This is a genomic window from Pseudomonas paraveronii (assembly GCF_963681955.1).
GTDB lineage: Bacteria > Pseudomonadota > Gammaproteobacteria > Pseudomonadales > Pseudomonadaceae > Aquipseudomonas > Aquipseudomonas paraveronii.
In genome coordinates this window covers 5,587,117-5,600,668 of record NZ_OY817130.1, presented here as the reverse complement: position 1 = coordinate 5,600,668, position 13,552 = coordinate 5,587,117, and the positions used below count along the sequence as shown (strand labels likewise).

The 13,552-nt window shown below is 62.3% G+C and carries 15 protein-coding genes and 1 pseudogene; 8 read left to right on the top strand and 8 right to left on the bottom strand.

The window, feature by feature from the left end:
* The first annotated feature begins 44 nt into the window (after positions 1 to 44).
* Positions 45 to 680: a pseudouridine synthase gene (locus U5A08_RS25885; protein ID WP_321849104.1), complete on the top strand. Its 636-nt coding sequence runs from the start codon at positions 45 to 47 to the stop codon at positions 678 to 680.
* Here the strand turns inward: U5A08_RS25885 and U5A08_RS25880 are convergent.
* Positions 675 to 884 (bottom strand): DUF2788 domain-containing protein, encoded by a 210-nt coding sequence (locus U5A08_RS25880; protein ID WP_026140189.1) that lies wholly within the window; start codon positions 882 to 884, stop codon positions 675 to 677. The genes U5A08_RS25885 and U5A08_RS25880 overlap by 6 nt on opposite strands.
* Positions 885 to 1,012: 128 nt before the next feature.
* A complete protein-coding gene (locus U5A08_RS25875) occupies positions 1,013 to 1,492 on the bottom strand; it encodes an Lrp/AsnC family transcriptional regulator (protein ID WP_003194418.1) in 480 nt (159 codons plus the stop codon).
* 415 nt (positions 1,493 to 1,907) lie between these two features.
* Here U5A08_RS25875 and U5A08_RS25870 point away from each other — a divergent pair, with 415 nt between their 5' ends.
* A complete protein-coding gene (locus U5A08_RS25870; RefSeq protein WP_321849102.1) occupies positions 1,908 to 2,990 on the top strand; it encodes a DUF6515 family protein in 1,083 nt (360 codons plus the stop codon).
* On the opposite strand, the gene U5A08_RS25865 is transcribed toward U5A08_RS25870, so the two are convergent.
* Together U5A08_RS25865 and U5A08_RS25860 are read right to left on the bottom strand one after the other, a co-directional pair.
* A complete protein-coding gene (locus U5A08_RS25865) occupies positions 2,987 to 3,880 on the bottom strand; it encodes a cation diffusion facilitator family transporter (protein WP_321849101.1) in 894 nt (297 codons plus the stop codon). The genes U5A08_RS25870 and U5A08_RS25865 overlap by 4 nt on opposite strands.
* A gap of 15 nt (positions 3,881 to 3,895) precedes the next feature.
* Complete coding sequence (locus tag U5A08_RS25860) at positions 3,896 to 4,315, bottom strand: periplasmic Zn2+ metallochaperone PmcY (protein WP_253399378.1); 420 nt, start codon at positions 4,313 to 4,315, stop codon at positions 3,896 to 3,898.
* A 184-nt stretch (positions 4,316 to 4,499) separates the two neighbouring features.
* Here U5A08_RS25860 and hrpB point away from each other — a divergent pair, with 184 nt between their 5' ends.
* Positions 4,500 to 7,007 carry an ATP-dependent helicase HrpB gene (gene hrpB, locus U5A08_RS25855; protein WP_253399376.1) on the top strand — a complete coding sequence of 836 codons (2,508 nt, stop codon included), beginning with the start codon at positions 4,500 to 4,502 and terminating at the stop codon, positions 7,005 to 7,007.
* 32 nt (positions 7,008 to 7,039) lie between these two features.
* Here hrpB and U5A08_RS25850 read toward each other — a convergent pair whose 3' ends face one another.
* Both U5A08_RS25850 and U5A08_RS25845 read right to left on the bottom strand, forming a co-directional pair.
* Positions 7,040 to 8,128: an endonuclease/exonuclease/phosphatase family protein gene (locus U5A08_RS25850; protein WP_253399374.1), complete on the bottom strand. Its 1,089-nt coding sequence runs from the start codon at positions 8,126 to 8,128 to the stop codon at positions 7,040 to 7,042.
* Between the two features lie 40 nt (positions 8,129 to 8,168).
* Complete coding sequence (locus U5A08_RS25845; protein WP_253399365.1) at positions 8,169 to 8,828, bottom strand: DUF7847 domain-containing protein; 660 nt, start codon at positions 8,826 to 8,828, stop codon at positions 8,169 to 8,171.
* Between the two features lie 180 nt (positions 8,829 to 9,008).
* Here U5A08_RS25845 and U5A08_RS25840 point away from each other — a divergent pair, with 180 nt between their 5' ends.
* From U5A08_RS25840 to U5A08_RS25830, 3 genes are all read left to right on the top strand, one after another.
* Complete coding sequence (locus U5A08_RS25840) at positions 9,009 to 9,761, top strand: DUF2076 domain-containing protein (RefSeq protein ID WP_253399363.1); 753 nt, start codon at positions 9,009 to 9,011, stop codon at positions 9,759 to 9,761.
* Between the two features lie 129 nt (positions 9,762 to 9,890).
* Positions 9,891 to 10,367 carry a LabA-like NYN domain-containing protein gene (locus tag U5A08_RS25835; protein WP_017848308.1) on the top strand — a complete coding sequence of 159 codons (477 nt, stop codon included), beginning with the start codon at positions 9,891 to 9,893 and terminating at the stop codon, positions 10,365 to 10,367.
* Positions 10,368 to 10,413: 46 nt separating this feature from the next.
* Positions 10,414 to 11,025 (top strand): 3'-5' exonuclease, encoded by a 612-nt coding sequence (locus U5A08_RS25830; RefSeq protein ID WP_253399361.1) that lies wholly within the window; start codon positions 10,414 to 10,416, stop codon positions 11,023 to 11,025.
* A 155-nt stretch (positions 11,026 to 11,180) separates the two neighbouring features.
* Here U5A08_RS25830 and U5A08_RS25825 read toward each other — a convergent pair.
* A pseudogene (locus U5A08_RS25825) lies at positions 11,181 to 11,351 on the bottom strand (DUF3077 domain-containing protein); the annotation flags it as partial.
* 270 nt (positions 11,352 to 11,621) lie between these two features.
* On the opposite strand from U5A08_RS25825, the gene U5A08_RS25820 reads away from it, so the two are divergent.
* Entirely contained in the window at positions 11,622 to 11,894 is a 273-nt protein-coding gene (locus tag U5A08_RS25820) for an acyl carrier protein (protein ID WP_253399359.1), read from the top strand.
* A 99-nt stretch (positions 11,895 to 11,993) separates the two neighbouring features.
* On the opposite strand, the gene U5A08_RS25815 is transcribed toward U5A08_RS25820, so the two are convergent.
* Positions 11,994 to 12,455: an Lrp/AsnC family transcriptional regulator gene (locus U5A08_RS25815; protein ID WP_247405006.1), complete on the bottom strand. Its 462-nt coding sequence runs from the start codon at positions 12,453 to 12,455 to the stop codon at positions 11,994 to 11,996.
* 160 nt (positions 12,456 to 12,615) lie between these two features.
* On the opposite strand from U5A08_RS25815, the gene yedA reads away from it, so the two are divergent.
* Complete coding sequence (gene yedA, locus U5A08_RS25810; protein ID WP_321849100.1) at positions 12,616 to 13,512, top strand: drug/metabolite exporter YedA; 897 nt, start codon at positions 12,616 to 12,618, stop codon at positions 13,510 to 13,512.
* Positions 13,513 to 13,552: the final 40 nt, after the last annotated feature.

Genomic DNA, 13,552 nt, shown 5'->3' with positions numbered 1-13,552 from the left:
GGCCACTAGCATTGTCGGTCCTGACCGTTAGATGTTCCTTCGCCATGTCCCGTCCCACCCGTCCCGATTCGCGCCGCCCTGGCGTGAAAGCCCCGTATTCCGCAGCTCGTCGCGTCGCCAAGGCGCCACCGGCCGAGCCGAAGCTGATCCTGTTCAATAAACCGTTCGACGTACTGACCCAGTTCAGCGACGAAGGCGGGCGGGCGACCCTCAAGGATTTTATCGACATCCCCGGCATCTACCCGGCGGGCCGCCTGGACCGTGACAGCGAAGGCCTGTTGTTGTTGACCAACGATGGCCAATTGCAGGCGCGCATTGCCGACCCCAAGCACAAGTTGGCGAAAACCTACTGGGTGCAGGTGGAAGGCGAACCCACTGAAGAACAACTGCAACGCCTGCGCGACGGTGTGCAACTCAACGACGGCATGACCTTGCCCGCCGAAGCCCGGCGGTTGGACGAGCCTGAGTTATGGCCACGCAACCCGCCGGTGCGCTTTCGCAAAAGCGTGCCGACCCACTGGTTGGAGTTGGTGATTCGTGAAGGGCGAAACCGCCAAGTGCGGCGCATGACGGCGGCGGTGGGGTTGCCCACCTTGCGCCTGGTGCGCGTGCGGATTGGCGAGTGGTCCATCGACGGCCTGGATCAGGGCCAATGGAAGGCCGTACCGGCGCGCTTATAAGGCGCCGGACTCGATCAGGCCGATCACCACGCTCTTGATGACGAACGCGGCCACGCCCAGGCCCAGCACGAAAAACAGGATGAACGAGCCGAAACGCCCAGCCTTGGATTTCTTCGCCAGGTCCCAGACGATAAAGCCCATGAAAATGATCAGGATCGTGACCAGACCGGTCATCATCCATTCTTCAAATAGCGCGGGGTCAATCGAGTTCATTGGTTTCTTCCGACGGGGCAGGCGGCAAGTATACGGCAGTGCTCGGGCTAGGCATTGACCTGCGTCGGTGCGTCGCAGGCAGACTTAAATCCCCCTCCCACATTTGACCTTCACCGATCTTAAGTGCGCAGGTGGGTCAGTGGTAACTCGGTGCTGTTGAGCACCTGGTTCAGCACAAAGCTCGAACGCACGCTGGTGACGCCTTCAATGCGGGTCAGGTGGCCCAGCAGCAGCTTCTGGTAGTGATCCATGTCCGGCACCACGACTTTCAATTGATAGTCGGCATCCATCCCGGTCACCAGGCTGCATTCCAGCACCTGGGGCAGGGTGCGGATGGCCGCTTCGAAGTTCTCGAAGCGCTCGGGGGTGTGTCGGTCCATGCCGATCAGCACGTAGGCGGTGAGGCTCAGGCCGAGCATCTTGCGGTCGAGCAGGGCGACCTGGCGGGCGATGTAGCCGTCGTCCTCCAATTGCTTGACCCGGCGCGAGCAGGGCGACGGCGACAGCCCGATACGCTCGGCCAACTCCTGGTTGGAGATCCTCGCGTCGCGCTGCAATTCCGCCAAAATACTCAGGTCGTATCGGTCAAGTTTGCTCATGGGGCTGGCCTTTGTCGTAACTATTGCGGTGAATTATCCCTTAAGGGTTAAAAATTGCGCAAGCACTGTTTATTGACGCAATCTTCGCAATCATCTGCCGGAGCGCTGCGCCTATGATTACCAACAGAATCACCGCCTGGACATAGTCCACAGCAGCTCGCCCAATCAGGCCCGCTGCGGCCGCCACCCCAGCAGGGTTGAGCCGGCCTCCAGGCTGCACACTGTCCACAAGACGGCGTGAGGTGAGCCAACGTCATAAGCGTTGAGCCCGGACGAAGTTCTCAAGGGGTGGCCGACGGGTCGCCCCTTTCTTTTTGCCTTAAGAAAATTGTTCTCGTGACTGATAACCTGTGCCAGAACCGGGCGAGGCTTTTCCAGTCTCATTGATAAGCCCTAAACCGCAGTGAGGAAGAGCATGAAGCGCATCTGGCGAATGGCAGGTGTTGGTTTGCTGGTGGTCAGCGTCAGCGCGCAGGTAACGGCCGACGAACGTGATAATTCACCCGGTCAGGGCCAGGGGCAGCGGCCGCAGGGCGGCGGCGGGCAGCATGAACGCGGCCCTGAAGGTGGCGGGCGGCCCGAGAATAATCAGCCGCGTCCGCAGACCGCGCCGTCACGGCCTGAGAACAATCAACCGCGCCCGGAGAACCCGCATTTTGATCGCGGTGGGCCGAACGGCGGCGGTCAGGGGCAAGGCCGGCCACAGGGCAATGAGCCGGGTCGCCCGGCGCCGCAGCCACAACCATCGAACAGCCTGCCGATCCAGGGTCGCCCCGATACCGTGCGCCAGACCCAGGAGCCGCGCCAGGGTTACTACCGCGACATCCCGCGCCGCAACGACGGCAATCAACATTGGGAGGCGGGCGGCCCCGGTTCACGTCCAGGCAACAACGACGGCGGCTACCACAATGGGCGTCCCGGTGATAATCGCTGGCCAGGTCGTCCCGATGGGCACGGCAACGGTTGGGGCCCCGGTCCGCAATATCGCCCGGGCTATATGGTGGATCGCTTTCCCGAGCGTAATTACCGTGTGCCTTACCGTGGTCAGGATTATTTCTTCTCCGGCGGCTACTGGTATCGCCCGCAAGGCCCGCGCTATGTGGTGGTGGCGCCGCCGTATGGCATTCGCGTGCATTACCTGCCGGACTACGCGCGCGAAGTGTGGGTGGGCAGCGCGCTGTTCTTCCTCGCGGCGGGTGCCTATTACACCTACGAAAGCAGTTCCCAGCAGTACGTGGTGGTGGAACCGCCGACCGCGGTACCGGCACCGCAGCCGGCGCCCCAGGGCAATGGCTATGACGTGGTGGCCTATCCCGCCAACGGCCAGTCACCGGCGCAGGTGCAGCAGGATGGTTACGACTGTTATCGCTGGGCTGTGCAGCAAAGTGGCTTTGACCCGCAAGCGGTCACCTACGCCCCGGACCCGGCAGTGGTGCAAACCTACCGCCAGGCCCAGGGCAACTGCTTGAGCAGTCGCGGCTACCAGGTGCAGTACTAGGCCTGGGCGCCGCTCACCACGTCCAACGGGTCGGCGTGTACCAGCACTTCGGCCCGTGGGTAGGCAGCGTGAATGGCATCGGCGGCCTGGTCGCTGATGCCGTGGGCGACAGACAGCGTCAACTCTCCCGGCAATTCCAGGTGCAACTGCACAAACCAGTGGTTGCCGGAGATCCGCGTGCGCAAGTCGTGGGCGCCCAGCACGCCGGGTACGCCACGGGCCAATTCCAGCATGTGCTGGCTGACGTCCGGCGGCAGTTCTTCGTCCATCAACACGGCAAAACTTTCCCGGGCGATCTGGATCGCGCTCCACAGAATGTAGGCCGCGATGCCCAGGCCAAACCAGGCGTCGATCTGATGGAAACCGAAACCGGCCAAGACCAGCGCAATCAAAATGCTGCCATTGAGCAGCAAGTCCGAGCGGTAGTGCAGCGAGTCGGCGCGCACGGCGCTTGAGCCGGTTTCCCGCACCACGTGGTGTTGCAGGACCAGCAGGGCCACGGTCAGCGCCAGGGACAAAATAATCACCCCAATGCTCAGCCACGGCGCCCCCACGGGCTCGGGATGCTTGATCCGTTCAAATGCCTGCAGCGCAATCAGCACCGCACTGCCGGCGATAAACAATGCCTGCGCCATACCGGCCAGCGACTCCGCCTTGCCATGCCCATAACGGTGATCGTCATCGGCCGGGCGCAGGGCGTAATGCACTGCCAGTAGGTTGAGCAGTGAGGTGACGCCATCGAGCAGTGAGTCGGTCAACCCGGCGAGCATGCTCACCGAGCCGCTGAGCCACCAGGCGATGCCCTTGGTCACAATCAGCACAGAGGCCACGCCAACCGAAGCGCGGGTGGCCAGGCGCAAGAGCCGGGCGTGTTCGGGACTGCTGGTCATAAGTGGATCAGATCCTTAGGCGGACGGTTGTAAGCCGAGGGCGGCCAGTTGTTGCACGCTGCCCTTGAACTGGATCATGCGCGGGTCGTCCAGCGGCAAGGTGCGGCCGGTTTCCTGCTGGATGATGGTCTGCAGCTTGGCCGTGTCGACCTTGCCGTCGGCGCCGATGGCTTGGTGCAGTTTCTCCGGGGCGACTTGTGCGGTCTTGCCCGGTTCGAAGTAGATCGCGCCGGTGGCGAAGTCGACGCCGAAGGCGATCAGGCCAGGGATCACGTAGAACAGCAGGCCCACGGCATCGAGCACGGCAATCGTCGGGTCGATCTTGCCGTCGATCTGGCCGCGGCGGTCAGGGTAGAAAATCGAACCGCAGGCCGTCAGTTGGCTCAGCAGCGTGACGGCGACGATACCGCCGATGACCCGGGAAGCGATACGCATGAGAAAAACTCCTGTCAGTTACTGTAGGAGCGAGCTTGCTCGCGAAAGACGTTAACGATACCGCGTGCTGCCTGAATGTGCGTGGTGCTCTGTGATTTTTCGCGAGCAGGCTCGCGCCTACGGGAGACCACCACCGGTATCCGACAGTTCGCCGTTATACTCGCCGCTCTGCTTTGGAGCCAGTATGAATTCGTTGCCGATCGATGATGTTTTACCCGCCTTGCGTGACGCCTTGGCGAATCGCCATGAAGCCGTGCTGGAAGCGCCGCCCGGCGCCGGTAAAACCACCCGCGTACCGTTAGCCTTGTTGAATGAGCCTTGGCTGGCCGGGCAGACCATCCTGATGCTCGAACCGCGACGCCTGGCCGCGCGCGCCGCCGCCGAGCGCCTGGCCAGCGAGCTGGGGGAAAAGGTCGGTGAAACCGTCGGTTATCGCATCCGCCTCGACAGTAAAGTCGGCCCCAACACGCGCATCGAAGTGGTTACCGAAGGCATCCTCACCCGCCGCCTGCAGGACGACCCGGCGCTGGACGGCGTGGGCCTGCTGATCTTCGACGAGTTCCACGAGCGCAGCCTCGACGCCGACCTGGCGCTGGCCCTGAGCCTGAATGGCCGCGACCTGTTTCGCGACGAGCAGCCGCTGAAAATCCTGCTGATGTCCGCCACCCTCGAAGGCGAACGCCTGGCCGCGTTGTTGGATGACGCGCCGATCCTGCGCAGCGAAGGGCGCATGTTCCCGGTGCAGATGCGCTGGGGGCGGCCGTACCAGGTCGGTGAGTTTATCGAGCCGCGCCTGGTGCAGACCATCCTCGACGCGCTGCAGGACGAAACCGGCAGCGTGCTGGTGTTCCTGCCCGGCCAGGCGGAGATCCGCCGGGTCAACCAGCAACTGGCGGACGCTCTGGGTGATCGCGCCGATGTACTGCTCTGCCCGCTGCATGGCGAACTCGACCTGAACGCCCAGCGTGCCGCCATCGACCCGGCGCCCGCCGGCAAGCGCAAAGTGGTGCTGGCTACCAACATCGCCGAGACCAGCCTGACCATCGATGGCGTGCGCGTGGTGATCGACGCCGGGCTGGCACGTGTGCCGCGTTTCGACCCCGGCAGCGGCATGACTCGCCTCGACACCCAGCGCATCTCCCGCGCCAGTGCCACCCAGCGTGCCGGTCGGGCCGGGCGCCTGGAGCCGGGCGTGTGTTATCGCCTGTGGTCCGAGGACCAGCACGAAGGCCTGGCCGCCTATGGCAGCGCGGAAATCCTCGCGGCCGACCTCGCCGGGCTGGCCTTGCAACTGGCGCGTTGGGGCGTTACGCCCGCGCAGTTGGTGTGGCTCGACGTGCCGCCCACTGCCGCGTATGCCCAGGCCCAGGACCTGCTGCAACGCCTTGGCGCCTTGAATGACGACAAACTGACCGCCCACGGCCAGAAGATGGCCGAGCTGCCGGCCCATCCGCGCATCGCCCATCTGTTGCTGCGTGGGCAGGATTTGGGGCTGGCGGCCACCGCGTGTGATGTCGCGGCGCTGTTGGGCGAGCGCGATATCCTGCGCGGGGGCGGGGCGGATTTGCACAGTCGCCTGGCGTTATTGTCCGGTGAAGAACGCGCACGCGGCACCCAGGGCGGTGTTCAGCGCGCCAAGCAGTTGGCCCGGCAATATCGCGGCTATTTGCGCGGCCAGGCGACCAAGCCGGTGGCCGACCCCGAACATCCGCGTTGGCTCGGTGCGCTGCTGGCGTTGGCGTATCCCGACCGCGTGGCCCAACAACGCCGCCCCGGCGGCGCCGAATACCGCCTGGCCAATGGCCGCGCCGCAGTCTTCGCCGAGGCTGACAGCCTGATGAAACAAGCCTGGCTGGTGATTGCCGACCTGGGCAGCCGCCAGGGCCAGCGCGAAGAACGCATCTACCTGGCGGCGGATTTTGATCCGACGCTGTTCGACACGGTGCTCGCCGAACAAGTGCGCAACGTCGATCAATTGGATTGGGACGAGCGCGAAGGCGTGCTGCGCGCCGAACGCCAACGCAAAGTCGGCGAACTGGTGCTCAGCCGCGAACCCCTCAGCGGCCTCGACGAAAATGCGCGCAGCCAGGCGCTGGTCAACCTGGTCCGGCGCAAAGGCCTGGAGCTGTTGCCCTGGACCCCGGAACTGCGCCAATGGCAGGCCCGCGTGAGGCTACTGCGCGAGCTCGACACCGGCAAAACCAGCGAATGGCCCGACGTCAGCGACAGCGCCTTACTCGCCAGCCTGGAACACTGGCTGATGCCCTACCTGGGCAAGGTCTCGCGCCTCAGCCATTTCGCCAACCTGGATATTTCCAGCTACCTGCACAACCTGTTGCCCTGGCCGCTACCCCAACGCCTGGACGAACTGGCGCCGCAGCATTTGAAGGTGCCGTCGGGCTCCTCGGTGCGTTTGGACTACAGCGAGCATCCGCCGATTCTGGCGGTGCGCCTGCAGGAATTGTTCGGCCTGGCGGATACACCGCGCATTGCCGGCGGGCGCCAGGTGGTCAAGTTGCACCTGTTATCACCGGCACGACGGCCGGTGCAGGTGACCCAGGATCTGGCGAACTTCTGGCGCAGTACCTACGCCGAGGTGAAGAAGGATCTGAAGGGGCGCTATCCCAAGCATTACTGGCCGGATGACCCGTTGGTGGCCGAGGCGACGGCGCGGATCAAACCCAGAAAGTAAGCGTGACAGCGATTCAAATGTGGGAGGGGCGGTTACTGCGCGGCCGGCAGCAGAAACCGTGCAATGACCGGCAAATGGTTGGAAATGCGCAACGTATCCGCCTGGCGCACCTTCGCCTCCACCCGCTTGATCCGCGAACTGTAGAACAGGTAATCGACGGTGCGATCCGGCCCGTCAAGGCTCGGGTCATTGGGAAAGTGCGTCAGCCACTTCTCACGATCAATCCCGCTGGATTCGCTGTTGCTCGGGATCATCGGGTATTTGTCCCACAGCAGATGCAGTTCGCTGTCTGGCGAATACTGCCCGCGTTTACCGGCATCCAGGCGCAGGAATTGCCCCAGTGGCAGCACATTGAAATCCCCGCCGATCAACCAGGGCGTCCCGCGGCCCTCGAATTTGTCGAGTAGTTTCACCGTGGCCTGGACTTGTTCCTGCACCGCACTACGACCCGGCTCGTCGCCTTCCAGACGGGTGTTGAGCACCGCCAGTTGGCCGCCGTCACTCAGCGGTAGGTAGGTCAGCAGCAACGCCGGTTTGGGTTGGAACTGACGGCTGATGAAGTTGGCGTGCGGCACGGGCAGTTGCAGGCGTTCGGCGTGTTCGATCTGGTAGCGACTGAGGGTCACCAGCTTGCGGCCGACGCTGCCAAAGATATGCAGGTTGGGGATAAAGTCGGCTTTCCAGTCGAACGCCTGGGCGCTGCAGGGGTAGAGGTCGGCCAGGCGCTCCTGGAGCAGCTTCACCTGGTCTTGGTAGTGGGACGGCTTGGCGCCTTCATCGAGTTCCTGCAACAGCAGGATGTCGGGCTGTTCGTCGCGAATCACCCGGGCCACCTCGTCGAGGCTGAAGGCCATGTCTTCGACGGTGGGGCGGTCGTCCGGGCCGCTGCCGTCGGCGGTGTCGTACCAGAACACGTAGTTCTTGCCGGCCAGGTACTGCACGTTCCAGGTCATCACCTTGAGCGCCTGCCCGGGCAGCAGGGTCGGCGCACGCGGCGCGATGCAGCTAACGGGCAGGGTTTGCTTGTCGGCGGGGCGCCAGGTCAGGCTGTAGATCAGGGCCGTCAGCAGGCCTGCAATAAGCAGCAGGCCCAGCAAGGTGATGCGCAAGAAACGGGTCATCGGCTCGGCTTATAGCGTGTCAGGAGTGGCCCCGAGCATATCACCGCACGTCGGCATCGCCACCGATCAGCATGAATAAACGGAACAGCACCACACTGGTAAACAGCTGCAGGAAGCTGTGCGCACTGTCGATCAGCACCCCCAGCAACGGCGCGGGCTCGGGATACGCCGCCATGCTGGCGCCTTTGAGCAGCCACAGCGGCGTCATTACGCACAGCAGGCACACCAGGATTCGCCAGAAATGCCCACGGGTCAGGCGTAAACTTTCCTTCATCGCCTGCAGTGCGGGCATACCGCGCAGCACCAGCAGGTACTCGGCAAACGCGAGCACCACCATCAGCCACAGGCCCGGTAGGAAATACAGCGACAGCCCGAGCAGTATCAGCAGCGTGCTCATCGCCGTCAGCAGGGCGAAGCGCGGCCACAGGGCCAGGGCCATGGCCCACACATCCTGGGTGCGCGGCGATTCGCCACGGGTGCGGGCGTCGAGAAACAGGATCAGCGCGCCGGTGTACAGCGGATACACCAGCAACCCCACTATCACGCTGTAGCCGGGGAATGCGTCCGGGCCGAGCGTATGGTCGAGCACCTGTTGCAGCAGGGCTTCGAGGATCACCAGCGGCAGGCATAGCTGGACGATGGCGCCCAGGTTGTGCCGGGTGAAGCGGAAGGAGTCGCGCAGTACGTCTAACGGATTCATCAGAGTCATCACAGGCCGAAAAAAGCAGGGGCACACTTTAACCGATAGGTGCCGTGAGCAAGCAAACGTAAACCTTGAGTAAAGACCATTGAAACAACTGGTAACACCCCCATAACTAGGAGGACCGGGCCTGATCACAGGCCGGACCATGATTTCTACCGGCAATCTAACGAGGTCGCCATGAACAGCGAAGAGCAAACCCTGATCGATGGACTGTTTTCACGGCTGCAACAAGCCGAAACGGATTCAGCCCCCCGCGACGCCCAGGCCGAAGCGCGGATCAAGGAGCATATGACGCGCCAACCGGCGGCCGGGTACTACATGACCCAGTCGATCCTGGTGCAGGAACACGCGCTCAAGAGTCTCGACGCGCAGAACAAGCAACAGGCGCAACAGATCCAGCAATTGCAGGATGAACTGCAGCGGGCCAAGTCCCAGGCGGCACAACCGGCGCCGAGCGGTGGTGGCTTTCTGTCGAGTATTTTTGGCGGCGGTCCCCGAGATACACAACCGACACAGAGCGCTCCGGCCTCTTCGGGCGGCGGCTGGCGTGAACCGGCACGGCCCGCTTTTGGACAGCCCGCGCCGCAACAAAACTACGCAGCGCCGCAGCAGAATTACCAACAGCCACAACAACCCGCCGCCCCAGTCGGCAGTGGTTTTCTCGGTGGCGCCCTGAAAACCGCCGCAGGCGTAGCCGGTGGCGTGATGCTGGCTCAAGGTATCAGCAGTCTGTTCAATCACAACTCGCAACAGCCGCAGGTTGTGGAAGAAATCATCCGTGAAGAGCCGGCGCCCGCCAGTGACAACGGCAACTGGGGCAACGATGACCAGAAATTCGCGGGCAATGATAGTTGGGGCAGCGACAACGCCTCGGACAGCTTCGCCGATAGCGATTCCTCTTCCTTCGACGACGACGATTCCTTCGTCTGACGCACCCAGGCCCGGGGCGCTTTGCCGCCCCGGGCTGATTTTTCCCGGAAACTTTCCCGTGACTGGCATACTGGCAACCTTTGCGGACCTTCGCGTCCGGGGTCCAAGCGGCAGTCATGGGGAAGTGCGGTGAAGAAAATTGCAGTGTTCGCCGATGTGCAAAACCTCTACTACACCGTGCGCCAGGCGTATGGCTGTCACTTCAACTACGCGGCCCTGTGGGCTGACATCAGCTCGCGCGGGCAGATCGTCGAGGCGTATGCCTATGCCATCGACCGTGGCGACAGCAAGCAGCAGCAATTCCAGCAGATCCTGCGCAACCTGGGCTTTACCGTGAAGCTCAAGCCCTACATCCAGCGCAGCGACGGCTCGGCCAAGGGCGACTGGGACGTGGGCATCACTATCGACATCATGGACGCCGCCGCTAACGTTGACGAAGTGGTGTTGGCGTCCGGCGACGGTGACTTCGACATGCTGCTCGACCGCATCATCCACAAGCATGGCGTCGAAGCCGTGGCCTACGGCGTACCGGGGCTGACGGCCAACTCACTGATACGCGCCGCCAGCCGCTACGTGCCGATCGAAGGCGCGTTGCTGCTCAAATAAGCGCTGCGGCTCAATAAATAAATGCTTAGACGGAGTTGGAACAGGTTTGGAACGTATAGCGGTCATCGACTTTGAAACCACCGGCATCACCCCGAGCAGCCACTGCCGGGCCACGGAAATCGCGGTGGTCATCCTTGAGCGCGGCCAAATCGTGGACCGTTACCAGAGCCTGATGAACGCAGGTGTGCGCGTGCCGGGCTTTATCGAACAGCTCACCGGCATCAGCAACGCCATGCTGCGCAGCGCGCCACCGGCCGAGCGGGTGATGAACGAAGTCAACGAGTTCGTCGGCACCACGCCGCTGCTGGCGCACAACGCCGCGTTCGACCAGAAGTTCTGGGACTTCGAACTGGGCCTGATCCGCCGCACCCGCCTGCAAAAATTCGCCTGCTCGCTGCTATTGGCCCGTCGCCTGATGCCTGCGGCGCCCAACCATAAACTCGGCACCCTCAACAGCTACGCCCAACTGCCCCACACCGGCCAGGCGCACCGGGCCATGGCGGATGCGGAGATGGCGGCTAACTTGACGGCGCACCTGGCCGAGCAACTGCGGCGTACCCATGGCTTGCGCGAGCTGTCCCATGACTTGTTGTGTTCGTTGCAGAAAGTGCCGGCGGCGAAGATCAATGAGCATTTGAAGAAGCATCGCGGGTTCTGAGCCCGAGCGCGCTTTCAAGAACAATGAAACTCCAAATGTGGGAGGGGGCTTGCCCCCGATAGCAGTGGATCAGTCAGCTTATGTGTAGCTGACCCACCGCAATCGGGGGCAAGTCGAATCGTCGCACCGCCCCTCCCACATTCGTTATGTGTGGTTCAACGAGGTTGCACACACTCCAGCGCCCGATCCACCACCCCCTTTGCCATTTCCACCAAATGCATCACCGCCCGTTGCTGCGCGTTCATCGCCTCTCCCGGCAAGTGCGCAGTTTTCACCGCGCAATGCAGCAAGTCCGCCGCATGGGCGAGGGCATCTTCGAGGCTCATGAAAGGGATTGGTCTTGCTGGCCATTGAAATAGCGGCTCTTTGTGGGGGGCTTTTATCCGCTGTTTGAATAGTCAGTAGGCTTCAACCTGCTGCCCCGTCGGACCTTTCTGTATTTCCCCTCCTCCCGTCAATCGCCTTTTGCTGCGATTTAACATCTTGCCCTTCATATACGAACAAGGACTACATCGGACGAGGCATTCCCTTCGTGGCTGCGGGGTTGGCTGTCTTTGATCTAATCAGTATTGGTAAGTGTGCCTATGAGGCAAGAAATGCAAAGTAATCTGACCCGAGCCGAGATCAGCGAAAAGGTCATTCAACTGTTCGTCGATATCATCGGCTTCATCGACCGCAGCCAGGTGACGGAGCAAACGGATTTCATCCATGACTTCAAGATCATCGATGACGATTTGACTTGCTTCGTCATGCAGATCAAGTGGCAATTCAAACTGCGCGCGACGCAGGCAGATTGGGATCACATCACCACCCTTGAGCAAATTGTCGACTTGATCGTTCAGCGTTCAAGTCTGCAGTGCGGCCTCTGACGCCATCGGGGGCAAGCCCCCTCCCACCTTAATAGATGAACACATTCAAAATGTGGGAGGGGCGGTGCTACGATTCGATTTGCCCCCGATGGCGCTGGATCAGCCACCACTTTTCCCATTCCCCTCCAACTGCCCCAACGGCACCCGCCGCTCTATCGCGCTCGACAAAATGATCGAGGTCTTGCTGAACCCGAACTTCGCTATCCGATTAATCAAACTCTCCAGCTCCGGCATCGAGCCCACTGCCGCTTGCATGATGACGCACGGGTCGCCGGTCACCCGGTGGCATTCGGTCAGTTCGGGGATTTCGGCCAGGGCGTCGTACACCTTCTGGCTGCCATGGTTGGTCAGGCGCAGTTCGATCACACACTGGATCGGCAAACCCACTTTGGACAGATCCACCTTGGCCTGGTAGCCGGTGATCACGCCGCTGGCTTCCAGCTTGGCCACGCGTTCGGCCACGGCGGGGGCGGAGAGGTTGACCGTGCGTGCGAGTTGCGCGAAGGAGGCGCGGCCGTCTTCGAGCAGGGCACTGAGGAGCATGCGGTCGTATTTGTCCATGAAAAGGCTCCAGCGCTAAGCGGCTTTCGAAAACATGGTTTATAGCCCTCATAACCATGCTTTGAAAAGTGTATGGGCGGTTTAAACAGGTTTTGTAACTTATGTTTATGCGCCTGCCTTTTTAGAATAAGCCTCTCTTTTTCTGCCGCAGAGCTGCCCAATGCCTGGCCCACGTCGCTTTCCCTTACCGTTGATCGCCGCCTTTTTTGCGTTGTACGTGATTTGGGGGTCTACCTACCTAGTGATCCGGATCGGTGTGGAGTACTGGCCGCCGCTGTTGCTGGCGGGGATTCGGTTTTGTACGGCGGGTGCGCTGATGTACGCGTTTTTGCGCTGGCGCGGGGTGCCGGCGCCGACGTGGGCGCAATGGAAAGCTGCCGGGATGATCGGGATTTTGCTGCTCACCTTCGGTAACGGTGGTGTCACATTGGCGGAGCATGCGGGCGTGTCGTCCGGGGTCGCCGCGCTGGCCGTGGCGACCGTGCCGCTGTTCACCTTGCTGTGTGGTTACTTCTGGGGCGCGCGCAATACCCGGCTGGAATGGGCGGGGGTGATTCTGGGCATTGTCGGCATCGCCATGCTCAACATGGGCAGCACATTGCAATCGAGTCCGATCGGCGCGGCCTTGCTGCTGTTTGCCGCTGCCTCGTGGGCGTTCGGTTCGGTGTGGAGCCGGCAACTGTCGCTGCCCCAGGGCGCCATGGCCAGTGCAGCGGAAATGCTGGTGGCCGGTGTGGCGCTGTTGATTGGCAGTGCGCTGTCCGGTGAGCACCTGCAAGCCATGCCGCCGCTGGAAGGCTGGCTGGCCCTGGCCTACCTGACGGTGTTCGGTTCGATCATTGCCTTCAACGCCTACATGTACCTGCTCAAGCACGTGCGCCCGGCGGCCGCGACCAGCTATGCGTATGTCAACCCGGCAGTGGCGGTGTTGTTGGGGATCGTGTTTGTCGGCGAGTCCATCGGTATCGAGGAGGCACTGGCCATGTTGGTGATCATCAGCGCCGTGCTGTTGATCAGCCTGCCCCAGTGGCGAAAGCCTGGGCCGAAAATAAGGTAAACTGCCGCGCATAACGCCTTTTTACCCGCTTAGGCGCTGA

Coding starts and splice junctions, on each gene's coding strand:
- U5A08_RS25885 (WP_321849104.1), top strand. CDS start 45: ATGTCCCGTCCCACCCGTCCCGATTCGCGCCGCCCTGGCGTGAAAGCC.
- yedA (WP_321849100.1), top strand. CDS start 12,616: ATGCCTGGCCCACGTCGCTTTCCCTTACCGTTGATCGCCGCCTTTTTT.
- hrpB (WP_253399376.1), top strand. CDS start 4,500: ATGAATTCGTTGCCGATCGATGATGTTTTACCCGCCTTGCGTGACGCC.
- U5A08_RS25870 (WP_321849102.1), top strand. CDS start 1,908: ATGAAGCGCATCTGGCGAATGGCAGGTGTTGGTTTGCTGGTGGTCAGC.
- U5A08_RS25845 (WP_253399365.1), bottom strand. CDS start 8,828: ATGAATCCGTTAGACGTACTGCGCGACTCCTTCCGCTTCACCCGGCAC.
- U5A08_RS25875 (WP_003194418.1), bottom strand. CDS start 1,492: ATGAGCAAACTTGACCGATACGACCTGAGTATTTTGGCGGAATTGCAG.
- U5A08_RS25860 (WP_253399378.1), bottom strand. CDS start 4,315: ATGCGTATCGCTTCCCGGGTCATCGGCGGTATCGTCGCCGTCACGCTG.
- U5A08_RS25865 (WP_321849101.1), bottom strand. CDS start 3,880: ATGACCAGCAGTCCCGAACACGCCCGGCTCTTGCGCCTGGCCACCCGC.
- U5A08_RS25820 (WP_253399359.1), top strand. CDS start 11,622: ATGCAAAGTAATCTGACCCGAGCCGAGATCAGCGAAAAGGTCATTCAA.
- U5A08_RS25850 (WP_253399374.1), bottom strand. CDS start 8,128: ATGACCCGTTTCTTGCGCATCACCTTGCTGGGCCTGCTGCTTATTGCA.
- U5A08_RS25815 (WP_247405006.1), bottom strand. CDS start 12,455: ATGGACAAATACGACCGCATGCTCCTCAGTGCCCTGCTCGAAGACGGC.
- U5A08_RS25840 (WP_253399363.1), top strand. CDS start 9,009: ATGAACAGCGAAGAGCAAACCCTGATCGATGGACTGTTTTCACGGCTG.